The organism is Pseudomonas sp. TH39(2020), assembly GCF_016650715.1.
GTDB lineage: Bacteria > Pseudomonadota > Gammaproteobacteria > Pseudomonadales > Pseudomonadaceae > Aquipseudomonas > Aquipseudomonas mandelii_C.
The window spans coordinates 213,615-231,891 of sequence record NZ_JAEKFF010000002.1; the positions used below are offsets into that span (position 1 = coordinate 213,615).

The window sequence follows — 18,277 nt, forward strand, 5'->3', positions numbered from 1 at the left end:
GCCTCGTCATCGGTAGGTTTCCTTTTGTTCGCCGCGGGCCAGTGCTTCGATTTCGATCAAGTAACCATGATGCAATACCGGAACGGGCACCACGGCGCGAGCTGGCCGATGTTCTCCCAGATATTGGGCATAAATCCGATCGAAGACGGGCCAGTGTTCTATTCCTACGACATAGACAGTGACCTTCAGGAGGTCACTCGTGCTTCGGCCTGCTTCGCGGAGGATCTCCACCAGGTTATCGAGCACGATGGATGCTTGAATCTCGAACGGCTGGTCGGCACTGTGGTCGCCATTCGCGCGTACCGGCAGTTGTCCGGACACATATAAAACGCCCTCGTGCAATACCGCCTGGGAGTAGTGTCCTCCCGGCGTTGCTGCGTGAGTCGTGTGGATCAAGTCGATCGAACCTGCTTGATCACCAGCCATGTAGACGACTCCAGGTGTGCACGACGCCCTCGGCGTCACAGGCGTGATAATCCGGGAACTGCGCGCCCGTGGCACACGCATGGTTGGGGAGAATGCGCAGACGGCTACCGATAGGGAAGCGCGCGACGAGGTTGGCGCTCTCGGCCGCTCCAAGGGTGATGATGCCATGCTCCTGATTCGCGTCCGTGAGCAGCGCGCCCTCGATCCAGTCACCGGCCTCGGTACACACCTGTCCGTAACCGAAGTCCTGTCGCTGGCGCTGCGTGCCGCGATCACGACTCATGGCCATCCAGCCGGCATCGGTGATGATCCAGCCTTTATCTTGCTGGTGACCGATGACGGTGGTCAGCACGCTCAGCGCCAACTCGTCTGCCTGGCAGACGCCGATGTTGTGCATGACCAGGTCGAAGAACACATAGACACCTGCGCGTACTTCAGTGACGCCTTCCAGACTCAGTGCCGACAGTGCCGTGGGAGTGGAGCCGATGCTGACCTCTGGGCACGCCAGTCCGGCTTCGCGGATTTTCTCGGCGGCCTCGACGCAGAGGGCGCGTTCTTGTTCGGCGAGGATTTGCAGTGCTTCAAGGCTGTCGAGTTCGTAGCTGGATCCGGCGTGGGTCATTACGCCTCGCAGTTGCATGCCCCCCGCAGAAAGGACACGTGCGACCTCTACGAGTGCATGATCTTCAACAGTCAGACCTGAGCGGTGGCCATCGCAATCTATCTCGATCCAGACCTCAAATCGTTCGTCGTGTTTCTGTCCGAAGGAGACAATGGCTTGCGCCCCGGCAACACTGTCGGTGAGCACGCTTAGCTGGCAGCCCTTGCGCCTGAGTGTCAGCGCCTGGACCAATTTGGCAGGCGCCATGGCAACGGCGTAGAAAATGTCGCTGATGCCTTCAGCAAAACAATGCTCAGCTTCTTTCAAGGTGGAAACCGTGACACCGCTTGCGCCAGCGGCTACCTGTGCCTTGATCACGGGGAGGCATTTGCTGGTTTTGATGTGCGGGCGCAAACGCACACCCAAGGTGTCCATGCGGTGCTGCATGCGCAGGATATTGCGCTGCATTCGCGGGACATCGACTATCGCGGCGGGCGTATCTAGGGAGGCAACAGGGGGTGACATGACAGAACTCGGGTGGCTGGGTACGAGGTCCACTCTACTCAGTCGTCATGAAGGTGTGGTTCAATGGATAGTCATCAATCATTAAGTAAAATTGAATGATCTCTGTCGAAGACTTACGTCTGGCCGTAACGCTGGCGCGCTCCGAGTCTTTAAGCGCTGCCGCCAGAGTCCTGAATGTCTCACCACCGGCGCTGTCCATGCGTTTGCGCAAACTGGAGACGCTGCTTGGTCTGACCTTGGCCAATCGCGATGCCCGGCGCCTGAGTCTCACTGCCGATGGCGAACGTTTCTCTCGTGAAAGCGCGCTTTTGCTGGAACAGTTGGAGGCACTTCCAGAGTCCTTCAGGCAGCATGATGAGCGGCTGGCTGGCACACTCCGGCTGGCGGCGCCGTTCGGCTATGGGCGCCAGCGCATTGCGCCGCTGCTGGCCCGTTTTGCCAGATTGCATCCACAGCTGTGCCTGCACCTGGATTTGCGCGAAACACCGTGGCCTGATCGTCACGACAGCGATGCGGTGATTCACATTGGTCACCTCAACGACAGCCTGTGGATCGCCAAACCCCTCACGCAAAACAACCGATGGCTGTGCGCCAGTCCGGCGTATCTGGAGCAGTACGGCGTGCCGTCGTCGCCCGAGCAACTGGCCGAGCATCGTTGCATTTGCATTCGCGAGAATGATGAAGACGTCACGTTGTGGCATATGCGTAAGGGGAAGGGGCGAAAAACGCTGCGCATCGAGCCGGCGCTGTTGAGCAACGATGGAAGCGTGGCCCGGCGGTGGGCCGAGCAAGGCCTGGGGCTGGTGCTACGTTCGCAATGGGATATCAGTGAAGCGATCGCCAACGGCAGCCTGACAAGGGTGTTGGCGGATTGGCAATTCGACAGCGCGCCGATCAACCTGTTGGTCCCCTCACGCAAACTTCGCAGTGCGCGCGTACAGGCGTTGGTGGCCTTTCTGGAAGATGCATTGAAAGCATGATCAGCGTCGAACGGGTGATTGCCGACAGACTCTGAATCAACCACCGGACTACTGTGGGAGCCTGCTCGCGATGAGGGCCTGATATTCAACCGTTGACCGACAGTCCGCTATCGTCGGAACGCCGCCCGGAGCAAGCTCCCACATTTTGAATTTTTATGTATTCAATAACCCTGGGTGCGATCGATCTCACCGACCATAGGCTCGCTACGTTGATGCCGCCGAATATTCTCCAGCAACACCCCGAACGCACTTTCCGGCTGTGTCATCGCCGCAATGTGCGGGGTCAGCAGAATCTGCGGATGATCCCAAAACGGATGATCCGCCGGCGCCGGTTCTTCCTGTAGCACATCGAGTACGGCGCCGCTCAGTTGCCCGCTGTTCAGCGCTTCAAGCAAATCACTTTCCACCAGATGCCCGCCACGGCCCATGTTGATCAACGCCGCGCCACGGGGCAATTGCCGGAACAATTCACGATCAAGAATGCCTTGGGTCTGCTCCGTCAACGGCAGCACGCACAGCAGAATGTCGCACTGGCTGAGAAACGCCGGCAGTTGCTCGCGCCCGGCATAGCATTCCACGCCAGCGACCTGATGCGCACTGCGCGCCCAGCCCGACAAGGCAAAGCCCAAGGGCTGCAACGTCGCCAGAATCTGCTGAGCCTGGGTGCCCAGGCCCATGACCCCGATCCGCCGCGTAGCCGCCGGTTGCAGCAAGTGCGCCTGCCAGCACCGCGCCATTTGCTGCTGGCGATAGCGAAGCATGTCCCGGTGCAGGCTCAACACCGCAAAACTGGCGTATTCGCACATGCCACGTGTGATGCCCGGATCCAGCAGGCGTACCACCGGCAAGCTCGCGGGCAAGCGACTGAGGTCCAGTTGATCGACCCCGGCGGACAGCGCAAACAGCACGCGCAGATTGGGCAGCAGAACCTCGAGATCATCCGGTGCTTGCCAAGCGGCCAGGTACTGAATGTCCTTGGGGTCGCCGATGTCCGGCCAGGCGCGCCATTCGATATCCGGGGCGTGTTTGGCGAACAGCGCTTTCCACTGTTCGCCGCGCACAGGGTCAGCTTTATAAAGCAGGGCCATGGGCATGTCCTGAAGGAAGAAGGTGCTGTCCATCATCGCGCAACGTCGGCGCAGGATCTGTCGAAAGGGCCGGGTTAAACGGGTTTCGTGATGTTCGATCGGCGACGGCCCGGCAGATTCGGCGGGCGAAAGGAATCTGCCGTTTGGCAGGGTGAAAACAGTCGATCCGAATTTCTCAGGGGCCAAGTTCGGCGTAGATCGTTTCGCGCAAGGCTTAACCTGAACACCATCGCAACCACCTCCCGGTTGCCGGACTCACGATGGGAAATGCCATGAATAGCAAAGTCGACGAAACCCCTCATTTGCTCCGTCAGCGCGATCAATTCGTGCCGCGTGGCCTGGTTACCGCTCACCCGTTGGTGATCGATCGCGCCCAAGGTGCCGAGTTATGGGACGTGGACGGCAAGCGCTACCTGGATTTTGTCGGCGGCATCGGTGTGCTGAACATCGGTCACAACCACCCGAAGGTGGTCGCTGCGGTACAGGCGCAATTGCAAAAGGTCTCTCACGCCTGTTTCCAGGTGGTGGCCTATAAGCCTTATCTGGACCTGGCCCAGCGCCTGTGCGAAATGATCGGTGGCCAGGAAGCGTATAAAGCGGCGTTCTTTACCTCCGGTGCCGAAGCGGTGGAAAACGCGGTGAAGATCGCCCGCGCTCACACCAACCGTTCGGCGGTGATCGCCTTCCGCGGCGGCTTCCACGGCCGTACCTTGCTCGGCACCACGCTGACCGGCATGAGCCAGCCGTACAAACAGAACTTCGGGCCGTTCGCGCCGGAGGTCTTCCACACCCCGTATCCCAATGCCTATCGCGGCGTCACCAGCGAGATGGCGCTCAAAGCCCTCGACGAGCTGCTGGCCACCCAGGTTGCCCCTGAGCGTGTCGCCGCGATCATCATCGAACCGGTGCAGGGCGACGGCGGGTTCCTGTCAGCACCGGCGGAGTTTCTCCAGGCCCTGCGCGCACTGACTGAAAAGCACGGCATCGTGCTGATTCTCGATGAAATCCAGACCGGTTTCGGCCGTACCGGCAAGTGGTTCGGTTTCCAGCACGCCGGCATTCAGCCGGACCTGGTGACCGTCGCCAAGAGCCTGGCCGGTGGCTTGCCGTTGTCCGGGGTGGTCGGCAAAGCCGAGATCATGGACGCGCCGCTGCCCGGTGGCCTGGGCGGCACCTACGGTGGCAATGCCTTGTCCTGCGCCGCTGCGCTGGCGGTGATCGCGGCCTATGAAGAAGAACATTTGCTGGCCCGCGGCGACGTACTGGGCGAGCGTTTGCGTCAGGGATTGCTGCGTCTGCAGGCCCGTCACGGGCAAATCGGCGACGTGCGCGGCACCGGGTTCATGCTGGCGATCGAGCTGATCAAGGATGACTCGGCCCGCACGCCGGACGCGGACCTGAATCAGCGACTGATCGATGAAGCCCGGGCTGGCGGTTTGCTGGTGATCAAATGCGGTGTGTACCGCAACGTGCTGCGCTTCCTCGCACCGCTGGTGACCACCGAAGCACAAGTCGACGAAGCGCTGCAGATTCTTGAAGCGGCATTGGCACGGGTCTTGAACTGAGCTCATGGCCGCTCGGGGCGGTGCCACAAGGCATCGTCCGTGAGCGTTTATGGAGCATGGATTGATGGAATGCATCATCGGAGGCTTTGCGCACCATGGGGCTGACTGAATATCGAGCACTGCTCATCGATTGCGATGAGGTCCTGGTCGATCGGGACTCGGGTGTCTGGACGGCACTGCAACCGCTGCTGGACAGCCGAGGCGGTCACCCGGACAAGGAACAGGTGCTGGCCGAATACAGCGAGGTGGTGCGAGCGCTGTATCCGCGTTTCGCTGAACTGGGCTTTAGTGGCGTGCTGTGTTTCGCCCATCGTCAGTTGGCCGAGCGCTGGAGCCTGAAAGCCAGTTGGGAGGAGGGCATGAGCTTTGCCCGTTCGGTGGCCGGCTGGTCGCTGTTCGAGGACGCGCCCGGCGCGATGTTGTACCTGCGCAAGTTCTACCGCTTGCTGGTGCACGGCGACCGGGATGCCGAGGATCGAGGGCTGTTGTGTGAACGATTGGGGATCATGCCCGACGATTTCATTTCACTGGCCAGCGACCCATTACTCGATTCAGAGTGGTTGAAGGCCAACGAACTTGAACCCGGCAGCATCCTGCAAGTGACCCGACCTTCGGTCGATCGACAGACGGCCAAAGACGTGTGCCTGATCTGTCGCGGCCGGTCAAAACACCCTACGCCGTGCGCGGCGGATTACTGTATTAACAGCATGGCGGATCTGGTGGCTCAGCATCAGCTGTCTTTACGGCGCTGATTTTGCTAGAAGATTGTCTTACAAACGGCAGTCAAGAGGTACGCAATGGAAGGGTTAGTCAAACTGGACCGAATCGACATCAGCATCCTGGTGGAGCTGCAAAAGGACGGGCGCATGACCAACGTCAGCCTGGCCGATGCGGTAGGGTTGTCGGCCAGTCCCTGCCTGCAAAGGGTCAAACGGCTTGAGTCGGCCGGGTATATTTCCAGCTACAAGGCGCACCTGAACCTGGCCAAGATCACCGATTCGGTGACGGTGTTTACCGAAATCACCTTGAGCGACCACAAGCGCGAAGACTTCGCCAAGTTCGAGTCCAACATCCGCTTGGTGGACGAAGTGCTCGAGTGCCATTTGATCAGCGGTGGCTACGATTACCTGGTGCGCTTCATGACCCGCAGCATCCAGCATTATCAGGAAGTGATCGAAAGCCTGCTGGACAAGAACATCGGCATCTCCAAGTACTTCAGTTACATCGTCATCAAATCTCCGGTGCTCAAGGACGGCGTGCCGCTGCGCAAATTGCTGCGCCACTGAACCAACCCCCTTTCCCAATCCCGACATGAGCCCCCCTGTGGGAGCGAGCCTGCTCGCGAAGGCGGCGTCACAGTCAACAGAAATGTTGAATGTAACGGCCTCTTCGCGAGCAGGCTGCTCCCACAGTTGCATTCGCAATGCACTGCGTTTGGACATCAGGCCGGCACAACCGGCCTAGGCGCTTCATCATGGCGCAAGCCGCATAAACGGCTGTTTCAACCCACAAAAACAGTTGCCGATTGCCCCGTATGCGCTGATTTCAGAGCAAAGCGCAAAAGTCTCTGCGCTGTAATGCGTTCAGAGAGAGGGGAGCGGTTTGTTGTCTGGCTGGTTTCGATAAAACGAGGCGGCGGCAACAACCCGTTGAATAACACCAATCGGAGCGTAAAAAAATGCGAATGAGCAACGCAAAAGCACTATTGGGTTACGGCGCCATCCTGCTGGCGAGCAGCAGCGAGGCGCATCAAATCTGGTACGAACAACCACCCGGCCAACCACTGGCGTTGTACTACGGGGAATATGACAAGAACATGCTGGAAGTCACGCCGGGCGGGATGGACCGGTTTCAGCAACTCAAGGGCTGGTCGATCAGCAACCGGTCCCAGCCATTAACGCTGACCTTGCAGCGTCAGGCGTTTGCGGTGGCGCATCAAACCCGGGCAGAGGACTCGCTGCTGGCCCAGGACCCGCACTATCCGATCTTCGACCTTCATGAGGCCGACAAGGCGCTGAAGACGCACTGGACGCCAGCGACCCGTTGGGTCGGTGACTTGCGCGCGCGCACCCCGGAACTGACCCTGGACATCGTGCCGACCGGCGTCGCCGATGCAGGCAAGGCGCAGTTCCAGGTGTTCTATGCGTCCAAACCGTTGGCCGACCAGGACGTGGTGCTGGAAACCGGCTCCGGCGAAGTGTTTACCCAGCGCACCGATGCCGCGGGCAAAGTCAGCTTCGAGCTGCCGTGGCAGGGCACTTACGTGGTGGCCGTGGAATACAAGGACCGCACGCCCGGCGAACGCATCAGTCCTCAAGGCAAGACCGAACCGTTCGATATAAAGAGCTTCAGTTCGACACTGTCGTTCTATCGATCACAGGGCCAGACGCCGTTGCCGCGCGCGCCGTCGCAGCTGCCGGCATCGGAAGTCGCCAGGCTGAAGAAACAGGCCTGATCCCTCGACCACTACATGAGTGACTGATATGACCCAATCTTCAGGATTGGCAGGGCAGGCGACAACCGCTTCCCCTGCGTTTGCAACCAGTGCCGTCAAGGCCAACACCCGAATGCTGGCGATCGACGCCCTGCGCGGTTTCGTCATGCTGTTGATGCTGATCGATCATGTGCGGGAAACCTTTCTGCTGCACCGTCAGGTCACCGACCCGATCGATGCGTTGAGCGTCACGCCGGACCTGTACTTCACCCGCATGCTCAGCGAGATCTGCGCCCCGGCATTCATCTTCCTCACCGGTTTGTCAGCCTGGCTCTACAGCCAGAAACACACGGCGAAAGAAACCTCGGTGTTCCTGCTCAAGCGCGGGTTGTTCCTGGTGTTTCTCGAAGTCACCTTTGTGTGCTTTGCCTGGAACGCCGAGTTCCCGCCCAAGACCCTGTGGCTGCAGGTGATCTGGTGTATCGGCATCTGCATGATCGTGCTTGCCGGGTTGCTGCACTTCAAACGCGGTTGGCTGATCGTGCTCGGGGTGGCCATTGTCGCCGGGCACAACCTGCTCGATGGCGTAACCGTGGGGCCGGAGTCGCCGTTCTTCGTGCCGTGGTCGATCCTGCATCAGCGGGTGTTCATCGACATCACCGAATTCACCCGGGCCCGCACCACTTACCCGGTATTGCCCTGGATTGGCGTGATCCTGCTGGGGTGGGGAATCGGGCCGTGGTTCGGCAAGGACATGGACCCGGCCGAGCGGATTTTCCGTCTGCTCAAACTGGGCGCCGGCCTGCTGGTGGCGTTCGTGTTCATTCGCTACCTGAACGTCTACGGTGAGAAACCCTGGGTGCAGACCGGTGACTCGTTGCGCACCTTCATGAGTTTCATGAGCGCCAAGAAGTACCCGCCCTCGCTGATGTTCCTGATGCCGACGATTGGCCTTTCGCTGATCTTGCTGGCGCTGTTCGAGAAGCTGCAGGATCGCTGGTCCACCGCGACCCTGGCGATTTACGGCGGGGCGCCGATGTTCTTCTATTTGCTGCACTTGTACGTGCTCAAGGCCATGTACTTGGTGGCAGTGGCGATCTGGGGCGCCAATCAGGGTGCCTACTATGGCTTCGACAACCTGCCCACGGTGTGGCTGTGGAGTGTGATCCTCGGGGTGTTGCTGTTCTTCCCGACGCGCTGGTTCGCCAACCTCAAACAGCGCCGCCGCGATATCGCGATCCTCAAATACCTCTGACGTGCCCAAGGGTGTCCCCCGTTCGGCGGGACACCTTGCAGACCCCGAATTCTGTGGAGTTGCACTGTGAAAACCCTATCGACGCACACCCTGCTATTGGCATTGGGCGGGCAGTCCCTGCTCGCCCTGGCTTCAGAGCAAGACACCGCAAAAGGATTTATCGAAGACAGCCAATGGAGCCTGCTCAACCGCAGCCTCTACGACCGTCGCGACTATGAACACGGCTCACTGAGCAATGGCGCGCGCAATGCCTTTAAGCCCCGAGCCGAACGCAGCGACCTGGCCGAGGAATGGGCCTATGGCCTGATGGCCGATTTCATGTCCGGCTACACCACCGGCACCGTAGGGCTGGGCCTGGATGCCCATGTCTATTCCGGCTGGGAACTGGACAGCGGCGGCGGCCGGGCCGGCAAGGCGCGGGTGTTGGGGGTGGACAATGACGGGCACCCCAAGGATGAGTTCAGCCGAGGCGGCGCCGTGGCCAAGCTGCGGTTTTCCTCGACGGAATTGCGTTACGGCGAGCAGCGGGTAAAAACCCCGGTGTTCGGTTCATCCGACAGCCGCTTGCTGCCAGAGACTGCCACCGGCTGGCTGCTGACCAGTCGCGAACTGCCCGCCACCACCCTGTATGGCGGGCATTTCAACGAAAGCACCGACCGCAACGCCACCAGTCATGACCAAGGTTTTGTGGTCAATTACTCCAACGGCAAACAGGGCGACAGCTTCGACCTGGTGGGGGTGCGCAACACGGCTGTCAAAGGGCTCAACGCCAGCCTGTTCAGCGCGGACTACGCCGACACCTGGCGACAGCACTACCTGGGCGCGGTCTACACCCAGCCGTTGGCGGAACGTCAGGACCTGATCTTTGATCTCAATCTGTACCGAACCCAGGACACTGGCAAAGCCTTGTCCGGCCGCATCGACAACACCACCTGGAGTTTGCTGTCGACCTACAAGCTCGGGGCCCACAGCTTCGGCCTGGGCTATCAAAAGGTCGATGGCGACACGCCTTTCGATTACGTGACCCGTGGCGCGATCTACCTGAGCAACGCCGTGGCACTGTCCGATTTCAACGCGCCCCGGGAGGCTTCCTGGCAAGCGCGTTATGACCTGAACATGGCCGGTTACGGGATTCCCGGCCTGACCTTCGGCGCACTGTACGTGCGCGGCAGCGGCATCGACGGTACTGATATGGACCCGAACGGCGGCTACAAATGGCTGGGTTACGGGCAGGGCGGCAAGCACTGGGAGCGTGATCTACAAGCCAAATACGTGGTGCAGTCGGGCGTTGCGAAAAACCTCGCGTTCAGCCTGCGCCATGCGGTTCATCGCGGGAATGCGGCGCAAGCAGAGCTGGACGCCAATCAGATCCGCCTGGCGATCGAATACCCGCTGGGTGGCAAATTCTGATCCAGAACGGGATCGCCTTTGTGCACTTTTATAAGGCCGCGCAACACGCCTCTGCACTATGCGAAGGCAAACATCGGGCTTTGATGGGTTCCCGTGGTCAACGTTTACTGGCGCAAGGACGGCCAATGGCCGACTGGCACAAAGTCTGCAAGACACTGTTCAGGCCCACTGTGAATGCAGTCGAGTGGGCAGCCCCCTCGGTCAACGACGATCGATTGGCCGAACAGGTCGCGGGCAACATCGGTGGATCCGGCATAGATGCCTGACTTAGCACCGTAAACGAACAGGCAAAGACGCCTGGAACCGCAAGGTTTCAGGCGTTTTTTTTTGCTTTTTGAACAGCTATCGACGGGTGTCTCTTATGAATTCCAATGTTGCCACTTTGAACAAGCTGCAAACGCTGATCGTGATCGGCAATGGCATGGTCGGACATCATTGTGTCGAACAGCTGATCGAACGCGGTGCCCTTGATCACTATCGGCTGCACGTGTTCAGCGAGGAGCCGATGCGTGCCTACGACCGCGTGCACCTTTCCGAGTATTTCTCCGGCCGTGATGCCGAGTCGTTGGCCCTTGGTGAAGCCTCGCTGTACCAGACCCCGGGCGTAACCCTGCATCTGGGGGTGCCGGTCCTGGAAATCGACCGCGCCCGCCGCCAGGTGATCACCGCGCAAGGCTGTGTCTCCTACGACAAATTGGTGCTGGCCACCGGCTCCTATCCGTTTGTACCGCCCATCGAAGGCGCCGAGGGCGATTCGCGCCTGGTGTATCGCACCCTTGAAGACCTCGACGCCATTCGTGCCGCGGCCAGCAACGCCCGACGCGGTGTGGTGGTCGGCGGTGGCTTGTTGGGCCTGGAAGCGGCCAATGCCCTGAAAACCCTGGGCCTGGAAGCCCATGTGGTGGAATTCGCCCCGCGCCTGATGCCGGTGCAGCTGGACGAATACGGTGGCCTGGCGCTCAAGGCGCAGATCGAACGGCTCGGCGTCGGTGTGCACCTGTCGCGCGGCACGCAATCGATCAGCGCAGGCGAGGAATACCGCTACCGGATGAACTTCGCCAATGACGAATTTCTTGAAACCGACCTGATCGTGTTCTCCGCCGGTATTCGTGCGCAAGACGCACTGGCCCGGCAATGCTCGCTGGAAGTCGGTCCGCGCGGCGGTGTGGTGATTGACGACCAATGCCAGAGCAGCGATCCGAACATCTACGCCATCGGCGAGTGTGCCGCCTGGAATGGCAGCATCTTTGGTCTGGTTGCACCCGGTTACCAGATGGCGCGCGGCGTCGCCGCACTGTTGTGCAACGAAACCGCCGAGCCGTTCATGGGCGCGGACATGTCGACCAAGCTCAAACTGCTGGGCGTCGATGTCGGTTCCATCGGCGACGCCCACGGCAGCACGCCGGGCGCGCGCAGTTATCAGTTCATCGACGAAACCACGGCCAGCTATCGTCGCCTGGTGGTGGATGCGACCGGCAAACACGTGCTCGGCGCGGTGCTGGTCGGTGACAACAGCTATTACGACACGCTGCTGCAATACATGCAGAACGCGATTACGCTGCCGGCGGAACCTGCCAGCCTGATTCTGCCATCGTCCGAAGGCGCGCCGACCCTCGGTCCGGGCGCGTTGCCCGAAGCGGCCACGGTGTGCTCGTGCCACAACGTCACCAAGGGTTCCATTTGCTCGGCCATCGACGGTGGCTGCACCGACCTCGGCCTGCTCAAGTCGCAGACCAAGGCGTGCACCGGTTGCGGTGGTTGTGCCGGGCTGCTCAGGCAGGTTTTCGAGCATGAGTTGATCGCCCGTGGCGTCAGCGTCGACAAGAGTCTGTGCGAACACTTTGCCTATACCCGTCAGGAGCTTTATGCGCTGGTGCGGGTAGAAGGGGTGATCACCTTCGAAGAACTGCTGGCCAAGCATGGCCGTGGCCACACCGGTTGCGACGTGTGCAAACCGGCGGTGGGCTCGATCCTCGCGTCGTGCTGGAACCAGCCGATCATGGACGCCTCACTGGTGCCGCTGCAGGACACCAACGACACCTTCATGGCCAACATGCAGAAAAACGGCACCTATTCGGTGGTGCCGCGCATCCCCGGTGGCGAAATCACCGCCGACAAACTGATCGCGATTGGTGTGGTGGCGAAGAAATACGACCTCTACACCAAAATCACCGGCGGCCAGCGGATCGACCTGTTTGGCGCGCAGTTGCATGAATTGCCGGACATCTGGGCCGAGCTGATCGAAGCCGGTTTCGAAACCGGGCACGCCTATGGCAAGTCGACCCGCACCGTGAAGTCTTGTGTCGGCAGCACCTGGTGCCGTTACGGCGTGCAAGACAGCGTGCAAATGGCCCTGACCATCGAGGACCGCTACAAGGGCCTGCGCTCGCCGCACAAGCTCAAATTCGCGGTGTCCGGTTGCACCCGCGAATGCGCCGAGGCCCAGAGCAAAGACGTTGGCGTGATCGCCACCGAGAAAGGCTGGAACCTTTACATCGCCGGCAACGGCGGCATGCGTCCACGTCACGCCGAGCTGTTCGCCACCGACCTCGACGATGCGACCCTGATCCGCTACATCGACCGCTTCCTGATGTTCTACATCCGCACCGCCGACAAATTGCAGCGTACCTCGGTGTGGCGCGAAAGCCTGGAGGGCGGCCTCGATTACCTCAAGGATGTGATCATCAACGACAGCCTCGGGTTGGGTGAAGAGCTCGAATCGCAGATGCAACTGGTGGTCAATCGCTATGAATGCGAGTGGGCCAACGCCCTCAAAGACCCGGAAAAACTCAAGCGCTTCCGTACCTTCGTCAACGACAAACGCCCGGACCCGGACATCCACTTTGTCCAGGAACGCGGCCAGCGGCGCCCGATCATGGCGGCCGAACTCAACCTTATCCCTGTTACCGAGGAGATTGCCTGATGAGCCAGTCCAATACCCAACGCATCGATTCCCTGGAAAGCGCCGAGGCTTGGCAAACGGTGTGCGAGCAACAGGACCTGGTCAGCAACTCCGGCGTCGTCGTCTGGCTCGACGGCGCACAGGTGGCGTTGTTCTACCTGCCGGGTGCCGAGGGTCGGACCCTCTACGCCATCGACAACCATGACCCGCAATCCGGGGCGAATGTGATCGGTCGCGGGTTGGTCGGCAGCATCAAGGGTGATCTGGTGGTTGCATCGCCGATCTACAAACAACATTTCCGCCTTGAGGACGGTAGCTGCCTGGAGTACCCGCAACAGCGTCTGCGTGTCTGGCCCGTGCGGTTGAACAGCGGCGTGGTGGAAGTCGGGGTGGCTTGAGCCTGTTCAACAGCATCACGTATGCGCATCGGAGGCATTTATGAAAACAGCCGCACAATTGCTGAAACTCAAGGTCGTGCAAAACCGCCAGGTGCATAGCATCGCGCCTGATGAAATGGTGCTTGAAGCCCTGAGGATCATGGCCGAAAAGAACGTGGGCGCGCTTCCGGTGATCGAGGCCGGGCGGGTGGTCGGCGTGATCAGCGAGCGCGACTATGCGCGCAAGGTCGTGCTGCAGGGGCGCTCTTCGGTCGGTACGCCGGTGCGCGACATCATGAGCGCGCCTGTGGTGACGGCTGACAGTCAGCAGAGTATTGAGCGTTGCATGGCGGTCATGACTGACAGCCATCTGCGTCATCTGCCGGTGATGGAGGGCGGCGAACTGATGGGGCTGTTATCGATTGGGGATCTGGTCAAGGAGGCTATCGTTGAACAGGCTGATCTGATTCGGCAGCTGGAGCATTACATTCGTGGGCACTGAATGGGTTGTTGTCACGGTGAATGGTTAGGTTGGGGTACATATCCGTTTCTGCGGTCACGGCGGCTATTGGTTCCGCCCTTACGGCGGGTCACTTGGAAGAGCGCCAAGTAACCAAACGCTTTCGCCCCTGACGTACGGTGCCTCGCCTAGGCTCGGCATACCCTCGCTCCGGTCCTGCTCCGTGGGCCCGCCGCCATCGGCCATCCATGGCCGGGGGCGGCTACCGCGGCATCCTTGCCGCGGTGCCCACTACGCAGAACCTCCACTCGGCCTTCCGACGGGGCAGATCAAGATCAGAAGCAAGATCAAAAGCCTGGCGTTGTACCTGTGGGAGCGAGCCTGCTCGCGAAAAACGTCCGGACACCGCGTTCATTCAGACAGCACGCGTCATCGTTGACGTCCTTCGCGAGCAGGCTCGCTCCCACAGGGGGAATGCGTACGCTTGAAGAGACAGGCCGGCCGGTAGGCCGCCTCGCGGTGCTTTTGCGGTACTCGCCCCCTCGAAAGGCCGAGAGGAGGTTCTGCGCAGTGGGCAACCCGGCATGGATGCCGGGTTAGCCGCCCCCGGCCATGGATGGCCGATGGCGGCGGGCCCACGGAGCAGGACCGGAGCGAGGGCATGCCGAGCCTGGGCGAGGCACCGAACGTCAGGGGCAAGAGCCCTTGGTTACTTGGGGCTTTTCCAAGTGACCCGCTGTAAGAGCGGAATCATAAGCAGCCGTTACCGAAGAAACGGATATGCACACGAGCCTGGCGGTTTTACGGCTTTCTTGATCAGTGTCAACCGCATAACCAGGCGCGCTCTGTAATCTCCAGAGACCGACAGCCAGTGCGCTCACCCCAATGTTCGCCGTAGCGCGGGTTGCCTTGACCCAAGGCGAAAACACCATGATCTATCCGCTGATTCTGACCTTGCACCTGTTTGCCGCGCTGATCTTCATCGGCACGGTGTTCTTCGAAGTCCTGTTTCTGGAAAGCATCCGCAAACAGCTACCCGCCAGGGTGATGCTGCTGGTGGAGCAGGGTATCGGCCGCCGGGCCCGCTCGCTGATGCCGTGGGTGCTGCTGGTGTTGTTCGGTGCGGGGCTGGGCATGGTCTGGTTGCGTTACTTGCCAGCCCTGGCCTCACCACTGGCCTCATCGTTCGGCACCTTGCTGGCATTGAAAATCGCGGTGGCCGTGAGTGTGCTGCTGCATTTCCTGGGTGCCATGTTTCTCTTCAAAAGCGGCCGAATGAGCCCGCGATACCTGCACTTCATCCATGGCAGCCTGTTCTGCCACATGGTCGTTATCGTGCTGCTGGCCAAGGGCATGTTTTACCTGACGTGGTAATCGGGACTGACCGGTGGTCCGTTGTGCAGACACTTGGCTTGCGCTTGATGCAAATCAAGGAGCATTGAGGGTTAAACCCGGAGACTGACAATCCGCAGCCAGTCTCGGAGACCGTCATGCTCGATTTATTTCACAACCCAGGCGAGATCGCCCGGTGCGATCAAGGCGTGCTTGACCCTAACTGTCATGCCGACACACAAAAATTTCATGAAGGTATTGGCTCTCTGGATTTGCTTCGTGCATTGCGCGTCAGCCGCCAGAAGTGCCGTCCGCTGTCCCTGAACGTGCAACTGCCTTCCAGCCTCAAGCCGTCTTCCTGTGCCCCGCGCGATATCGCCGGCGAACACAGCGGCATCGAGCAGTACCTTCAGCATCTGGAGCAGGAAATTGACCTCGTCGGTTGTCACCTCAGTGCAGAGCAACGGGTCGAACAGTTTCATCTGGGGGGCGGAACACCCGCGCCTGCCCATCTGGAACGGCTGATGAGTCATCTGCGTGGCCGGTTCAACTTTCTCGAACATGAAGGCGGCGACTACAGCGTCGAGGTGGACCTTCACCATACCGACTGGTCGACCATGGGGTTGTTGCGCAACCAGGGTTTCAATCACGTCAGCATCGGCGTTCCGGATATCGACGCCGACTGTGACAGGTCGGTGGCCTGCTACCAGAACCCGGCGCCGATCCAATCGCTCATGGATGCCGCACGCACCTTTGGCTTTCGCTCCATCAACGTCGATCTGGGCTTTGGCCATGCCTGGCAGACGCCAGACAGTTTTGCGCTGAAGCTGGCGAGCATTATCGAGCTGGAACCGGACCGGCTCATGGTGTTCGATTATGCCCGGCCACCACGGCGCTATCGGCCAGTGCTCGGTGACAAAGTCAGAGCGCTGTGCAGCCAGGACGATAAAGGCGCGATGCGCCAGATCTGCTTTGATCAACTGCTTGACGCGGGTTATCACTACATCGGTCTGGGGCAGTTTGTCCGGCCTGATGATGATTTGGCGGTCGCCCAGGAGCGCGGCCGGTTACGCCGTACCTGTGAGGGTTTCTCCCGTCATGGCTATTGCGATCATGTTGGATTCGGTTTGGGCGCCATCAGCCAGATCGACGATTTGTACACCCAAAACACTGACGAGATTGGACGCTATCAGCAGCAACTGGACATGAAGCAATTGCCGACCTGTCGAGGCTGGCGTTTCGAGGCAGGGGATCAGATCAGGCACATGGTCATGGAGCGTCTGGCCTGTGATCAGGAACTGGATATCCGCGCCATCGAGCGGCGCTACGGGCTGGTTTTTTCCAAGTACTTCTCCGCCGTCTGGCCGTTGCTGGAGCAATTGAGTCGGGACGGGTTGATTGAATTGTCAGACCGCTTCATCAGCATCCTTCCCGCCGGTCGGCCGGAAGTGGATGCCATCTGCAACCTGTTTGAAAAGGATTTGGGCGGGCCCATTGCGAGTTGATCGATCATGAACACGACATTTGATTTCAATCGCGCCCTGGTCGAAAAGTACGACCGCCCGGGGCCGCGCTATACCTCTTACCCCACGGCGCCGCAGTTTCATCAGGCGTTTGCCGTTGACGACTATCAGCGTGCCGCCCGCGACAGCAATCTGGTGGCCGCGCCGAAACCGTTGTCGGTGTATATCCACATCCCGTTTTGCAAAAGCCTTTGTTACTACTGCGCCTGCAACAAAATCATTACCCAGAAAACCCATCGCGCCGTCGAGTACCTGACCTACCTCAAGCGTGAAATCGCGATGCAGGCGGCCTTGTTCGACAACACCCGCAAACTCACCCAGTTGCACCTGGGTGGCGGCACGCCGACCTATTTGACCAGCGAGCAGCTGGCGGACCTGATGGACTGCCTGCACCAGGCGTTCAACATGGATGACAGCGATGACCATGAGTTCTCCATCGAGGTCGACCCGCGCACCATCAGCACCGAGCAGATTCAGTCGCTGCGCCAGTTGGGCTTCAATCGCCTGAGCTTCGGCGTGCAGGATTTCGACCCTGACGTGCAGGCCGCGGTCAATCGCCAGCAAAGTGAAGAGCAGATTTATGCGCTGGTTGCTGCGGCACGCGAGGCGCAATTCAAGTCGATCAGCGTCGACCTTATCTATGGTCTGCCCCTGCAAACCGTGCAGAGTTTCGATGTCACGCTGAGCAAGATCATCGCGCTGCGTCCGGACCGGATTGCCGCCTACAGCTACGCACATTTGCCGGAGATGGTTCGCGCACAACGGTTGATTCGTCCCGCCGACATGCCGCCGCCGGAGCGCAAGCTGGAACTGCTCGAGCTGACCATTCGCCGTCTGACCGAGGCCGGTTACGTCTACATCGGCATGGATCATTTCGCCTTGCCGGATGACGAGCTGGCGCTGGCCCGGGCCAATGGCACCCTGCAGCGTAATTTTCAGGGCTATTCCACCCATGCCGACTGCGATTTGATCGGCCTTGGGGTGTCGTCGATCGGCAAGGTCGGCGACAGCTACAGCCAAAGCGTCAAGGAGCTTTCGCAGTACTACGCCCGTATCGATCAAGGGTTGTTGCCGGTGCATCGGGGTTACCGCTTGAACGCCGACGACCTGCTGCGCCGCGAGGTGATCAGCGACCTGATGTGCCATGGCCGTATCGCGTTCGACAAGTATGAGGCGCCGCATGGCATTCGCTTCACCGAGTATTTTGCCGAGGCGCTGGCGCAGCTGGGCGAGCATGTGCGCGATGGATTGCTGCAGATTCACCGCGACGAATTGGTGCTGTTGCCACAAGGGCATTTGATGATGCGCAGTGCCGCGATGGCGTTTGACGCCTATCTGGGTGGTGAACAAAAAGGCCAGTTTTCACGCACGGTTTGAGACCCGGGAGCCTGTCTTTCGG

Annotated in this window: 17 protein-coding genes; 14 read left to right on the plus strand and 3 right to left on the minus strand. The window is 60.2% G+C overall.

What is annotated here, in order from left to right:
- Positions 1-6: 6 nt before the first annotated feature.
- Together JFU47_RS00980 and JFU47_RS00985 are read right to left on the minus strand one after the other, a co-directional pair.
- Entirely contained in the window at positions 7-426 is a 420-nt protein-coding gene (locus tag JFU47_RS00980; protein WP_201180239.1) for a RidA family protein, read from the minus strand.
- A complete protein-coding gene (locus tag JFU47_RS00985) occupies positions 416-1,552 on the minus strand; it encodes a DSD1 family PLP-dependent enzyme (protein ID WP_201180240.1) in 1,137 nt (378 codons plus the stop codon). The genes JFU47_RS00980 and JFU47_RS00985 overlap by 11 nt, the downstream gene beginning before the upstream one ends.
- 95 nt (positions 1,553-1,647) lie before the next feature.
- On the opposite strand from JFU47_RS00985, the gene JFU47_RS00990 reads away from it, so the two are divergent.
- The gene (locus tag JFU47_RS00990; RefSeq protein WP_201180241.1) at positions 1,648-2,532 is read left to right on the plus strand and encodes a LysR family transcriptional regulator; all 885 of its coding nucleotides are present in this window, start codon (positions 1,648-1,650) and stop codon (positions 2,530-2,532) included.
- 161 nt (positions 2,533-2,693) lie between these two features.
- Here the strand turns inward: JFU47_RS00990 and JFU47_RS00995 are convergent, their stop codons facing one another.
- Positions 2,694-3,620, minus strand: a complete 927-nt coding sequence (locus JFU47_RS00995; RefSeq protein ID WP_201180242.1) for a 2-hydroxyacid dehydrogenase — start codon at positions 3,618-3,620, stop codon at positions 2,694-2,696.
- A 272-nt stretch (positions 3,621-3,892) separates the two neighbouring features.
- On the opposite strand from JFU47_RS00995, the gene gabT reads away from it, so the two are divergent.
- The 13 genes from gabT to hemN all read left to right on the plus strand — a co-directional run bounded on the left by gabT (position 3,893) and on the right by hemN (position 18,255).
- Positions 3,893-5,185, plus strand: coding sequence for a 4-aminobutyrate--2-oxoglutarate transaminase (gene gabT, locus JFU47_RS01000; protein WP_201180243.1), 1,293 nt, complete (start codon positions 3,893-3,895; stop codon positions 5,183-5,185).
- A gap of 95 nt (positions 5,186-5,280) precedes the next feature.
- Positions 5,281-5,937, plus strand: a complete 657-nt coding sequence (locus JFU47_RS01005; RefSeq protein ID WP_201180244.1) for a 2-haloalkanoic acid dehalogenase — start codon at positions 5,281-5,283, stop codon at positions 5,935-5,937.
- Positions 5,938-5,982: 45 nt separating this feature from the next.
- On the plus strand, positions 5,983-6,471 hold the full coding sequence (locus JFU47_RS01010; protein WP_008055821.1) for an Lrp/AsnC family transcriptional regulator: 489 nt from the start codon (positions 5,983-5,985) through the stop codon (positions 6,469-6,471).
- A 398-nt stretch (positions 6,472-6,869) separates the two neighbouring features.
- Complete coding sequence (locus JFU47_RS01015; protein ID WP_242485027.1) at positions 6,870-7,640, plus strand: DUF4198 domain-containing protein; 771 nt, start codon at positions 6,870-6,872, stop codon at positions 7,638-7,640.
- Positions 7,641-7,668: 28 nt separating this feature from the next.
- Positions 7,669-8,874 carry a DUF1624 domain-containing protein gene (locus JFU47_RS01020; protein WP_201180246.1) on the plus strand — a complete coding sequence of 402 codons (1,206 nt, stop codon included), beginning with the start codon at positions 7,669-7,671 and terminating at the stop codon, positions 8,872-8,874.
- Between the two features lie 66 nt (positions 8,875-8,940).
- Positions 8,941-10,284 carry an OprD family outer membrane porin gene (locus JFU47_RS01025; RefSeq protein ID WP_201180247.1) on the plus strand — a complete coding sequence of 448 codons (1,344 nt, stop codon included), beginning with the start codon at positions 8,941-8,943 and terminating at the stop codon, positions 10,282-10,284.
- Between the two features lie 125 nt (positions 10,285-10,409).
- On the plus strand, positions 10,410-10,550 hold the full coding sequence (locus JFU47_RS01030; protein ID WP_156400838.1) for a hypothetical protein: 141 nt from the start codon (positions 10,410-10,412) through the stop codon (positions 10,548-10,550).
- Positions 10,551-10,645: 95 nt separating this feature from the next.
- Complete coding sequence (gene nirB, locus JFU47_RS01035; protein ID WP_201180248.1) at positions 10,646-13,207, plus strand: nitrite reductase large subunit NirB; 2,562 nt, start codon at positions 10,646-10,648, stop codon at positions 13,205-13,207.
- Positions 13,207-13,584 (plus strand): nitrite reductase small subunit NirD, encoded by a 378-nt coding sequence (gene nirD / locus JFU47_RS01040; RefSeq protein ID WP_140893080.1) that lies wholly within the window; start codon positions 13,207-13,209, stop codon positions 13,582-13,584. The genes nirB and nirD overlap by 1 nt, the downstream gene beginning before the upstream one ends.
- Before the next feature lie 40 nt (positions 13,585-13,624).
- The gene (locus JFU47_RS01045; protein ID WP_140678100.1) at positions 13,625-14,065 is read left to right on the plus strand and encodes a CBS domain-containing protein; all 441 of its coding nucleotides are present in this window, start codon (positions 13,625-13,627) and stop codon (positions 14,063-14,065) included.
- A gap of 888 nt (positions 14,066-14,953) precedes the next feature.
- The gene (locus JFU47_RS01050) at positions 14,954-15,397 is read left to right on the plus strand and encodes a CopD family copper resistance protein (protein ID WP_046046915.1); all 444 of its coding nucleotides are present in this window, start codon (positions 14,954-14,956) and stop codon (positions 15,395-15,397) included.
- Positions 15,398-15,513: 116 nt separating this feature from the next.
- Positions 15,514-16,860 (plus strand): coproporphyrinogen III oxidase, encoded by a 1,347-nt coding sequence (locus JFU47_RS01055; protein ID WP_201180249.1) that lies wholly within the window; start codon positions 15,514-15,516, stop codon positions 16,858-16,860.
- Between the two features lie 6 nt (positions 16,861-16,866).
- Positions 16,867-18,255, plus strand: a complete 1,389-nt coding sequence (gene hemN / locus JFU47_RS01060) for an oxygen-independent coproporphyrinogen III oxidase (protein WP_201180250.1) — start codon at positions 16,867-16,869, stop codon at positions 18,253-18,255.
- The last annotated feature ends 22 nt before the right edge of the window (positions 18,256-18,277 follow it).

Bases quoted from the DNA above. Each gene is read 5' to 3' on its own strand.
- JFU47_RS01055 (WP_201180249.1), top strand. From the start codon at position 15,514: ATGCTCGATTTATTTCACAACCCAGGCGAGATCGCCCGGTGCGATCAA.
- hemN (WP_201180250.1), top strand. From the start codon at position 16,867: ATGAACACGACATTTGATTTCAATCGCGCCCTGGTCGAAAAGTACGAC.
- JFU47_RS00980 (WP_201180239.1), bottom strand. From the start codon at position 426: ATGGCTGGTGATCAAGCAGGTTCGATCGACTTGATCCACACGACTCAC.
- JFU47_RS01030 (WP_156400838.1), top strand. From the start codon at position 10,410: ATGGCCGACTGGCACAAAGTCTGCAAGACACTGTTCAGGCCCACTGTG.
- JFU47_RS01020 (WP_201180246.1), top strand. From the start codon at position 7,669: ATGACCCAATCTTCAGGATTGGCAGGGCAGGCGACAACCGCTTCCCCT.
- JFU47_RS01010 (WP_008055821.1), top strand. From the start codon at position 5,983: ATGGAAGGGTTAGTCAAACTGGACCGAATCGACATCAGCATCCTGGTG.
- nirB (WP_201180248.1), top strand. From the start codon at position 10,646: ATGAATTCCAATGTTGCCACTTTGAACAAGCTGCAAACGCTGATCGTG.
- JFU47_RS01005 (WP_201180244.1), top strand. From the start codon at position 5,281: ATGGGGCTGACTGAATATCGAGCACTGCTCATCGATTGCGATGAGGTC.
- JFU47_RS01015 (WP_242485027.1), top strand. From the start codon at position 6,870: ATGAGCAACGCAAAAGCACTATTGGGTTACGGCGCCATCCTGCTGGCG.
- JFU47_RS00990 (WP_201180241.1), top strand. From the start codon at position 1,648: ATGATCTCTGTCGAAGACTTACGTCTGGCCGTAACGCTGGCGCGCTCC.
- gabT (WP_201180243.1), top strand. From the start codon at position 3,893: ATGAATAGCAAAGTCGACGAAACCCCTCATTTGCTCCGTCAGCGCGAT.
- JFU47_RS01050 (WP_046046915.1), top strand. From the start codon at position 14,954: ATGATCTATCCGCTGATTCTGACCTTGCACCTGTTTGCCGCGCTGATC.
- JFU47_RS00985 (WP_201180240.1), bottom strand. From the start codon at position 1,552: ATGTCACCCCCTGTTGCCTCCCTAGATACGCCCGCCGCGATAGTCGAT.
- JFU47_RS00995 (WP_201180242.1), bottom strand. From the start codon at position 3,620: ATGGCCCTGCTTTATAAAGCTGACCCTGTGCGCGGCGAACAGTGGAAA.
- JFU47_RS01045 (WP_140678100.1), top strand. From the start codon at position 13,625: ATGAAAACAGCCGCACAATTGCTGAAACTCAAGGTCGTGCAAAACCGC.
- nirD (WP_140893080.1), top strand. From the start codon at position 13,207: ATGAGCCAGTCCAATACCCAACGCATCGATTCCCTGGAAAGCGCCGAG.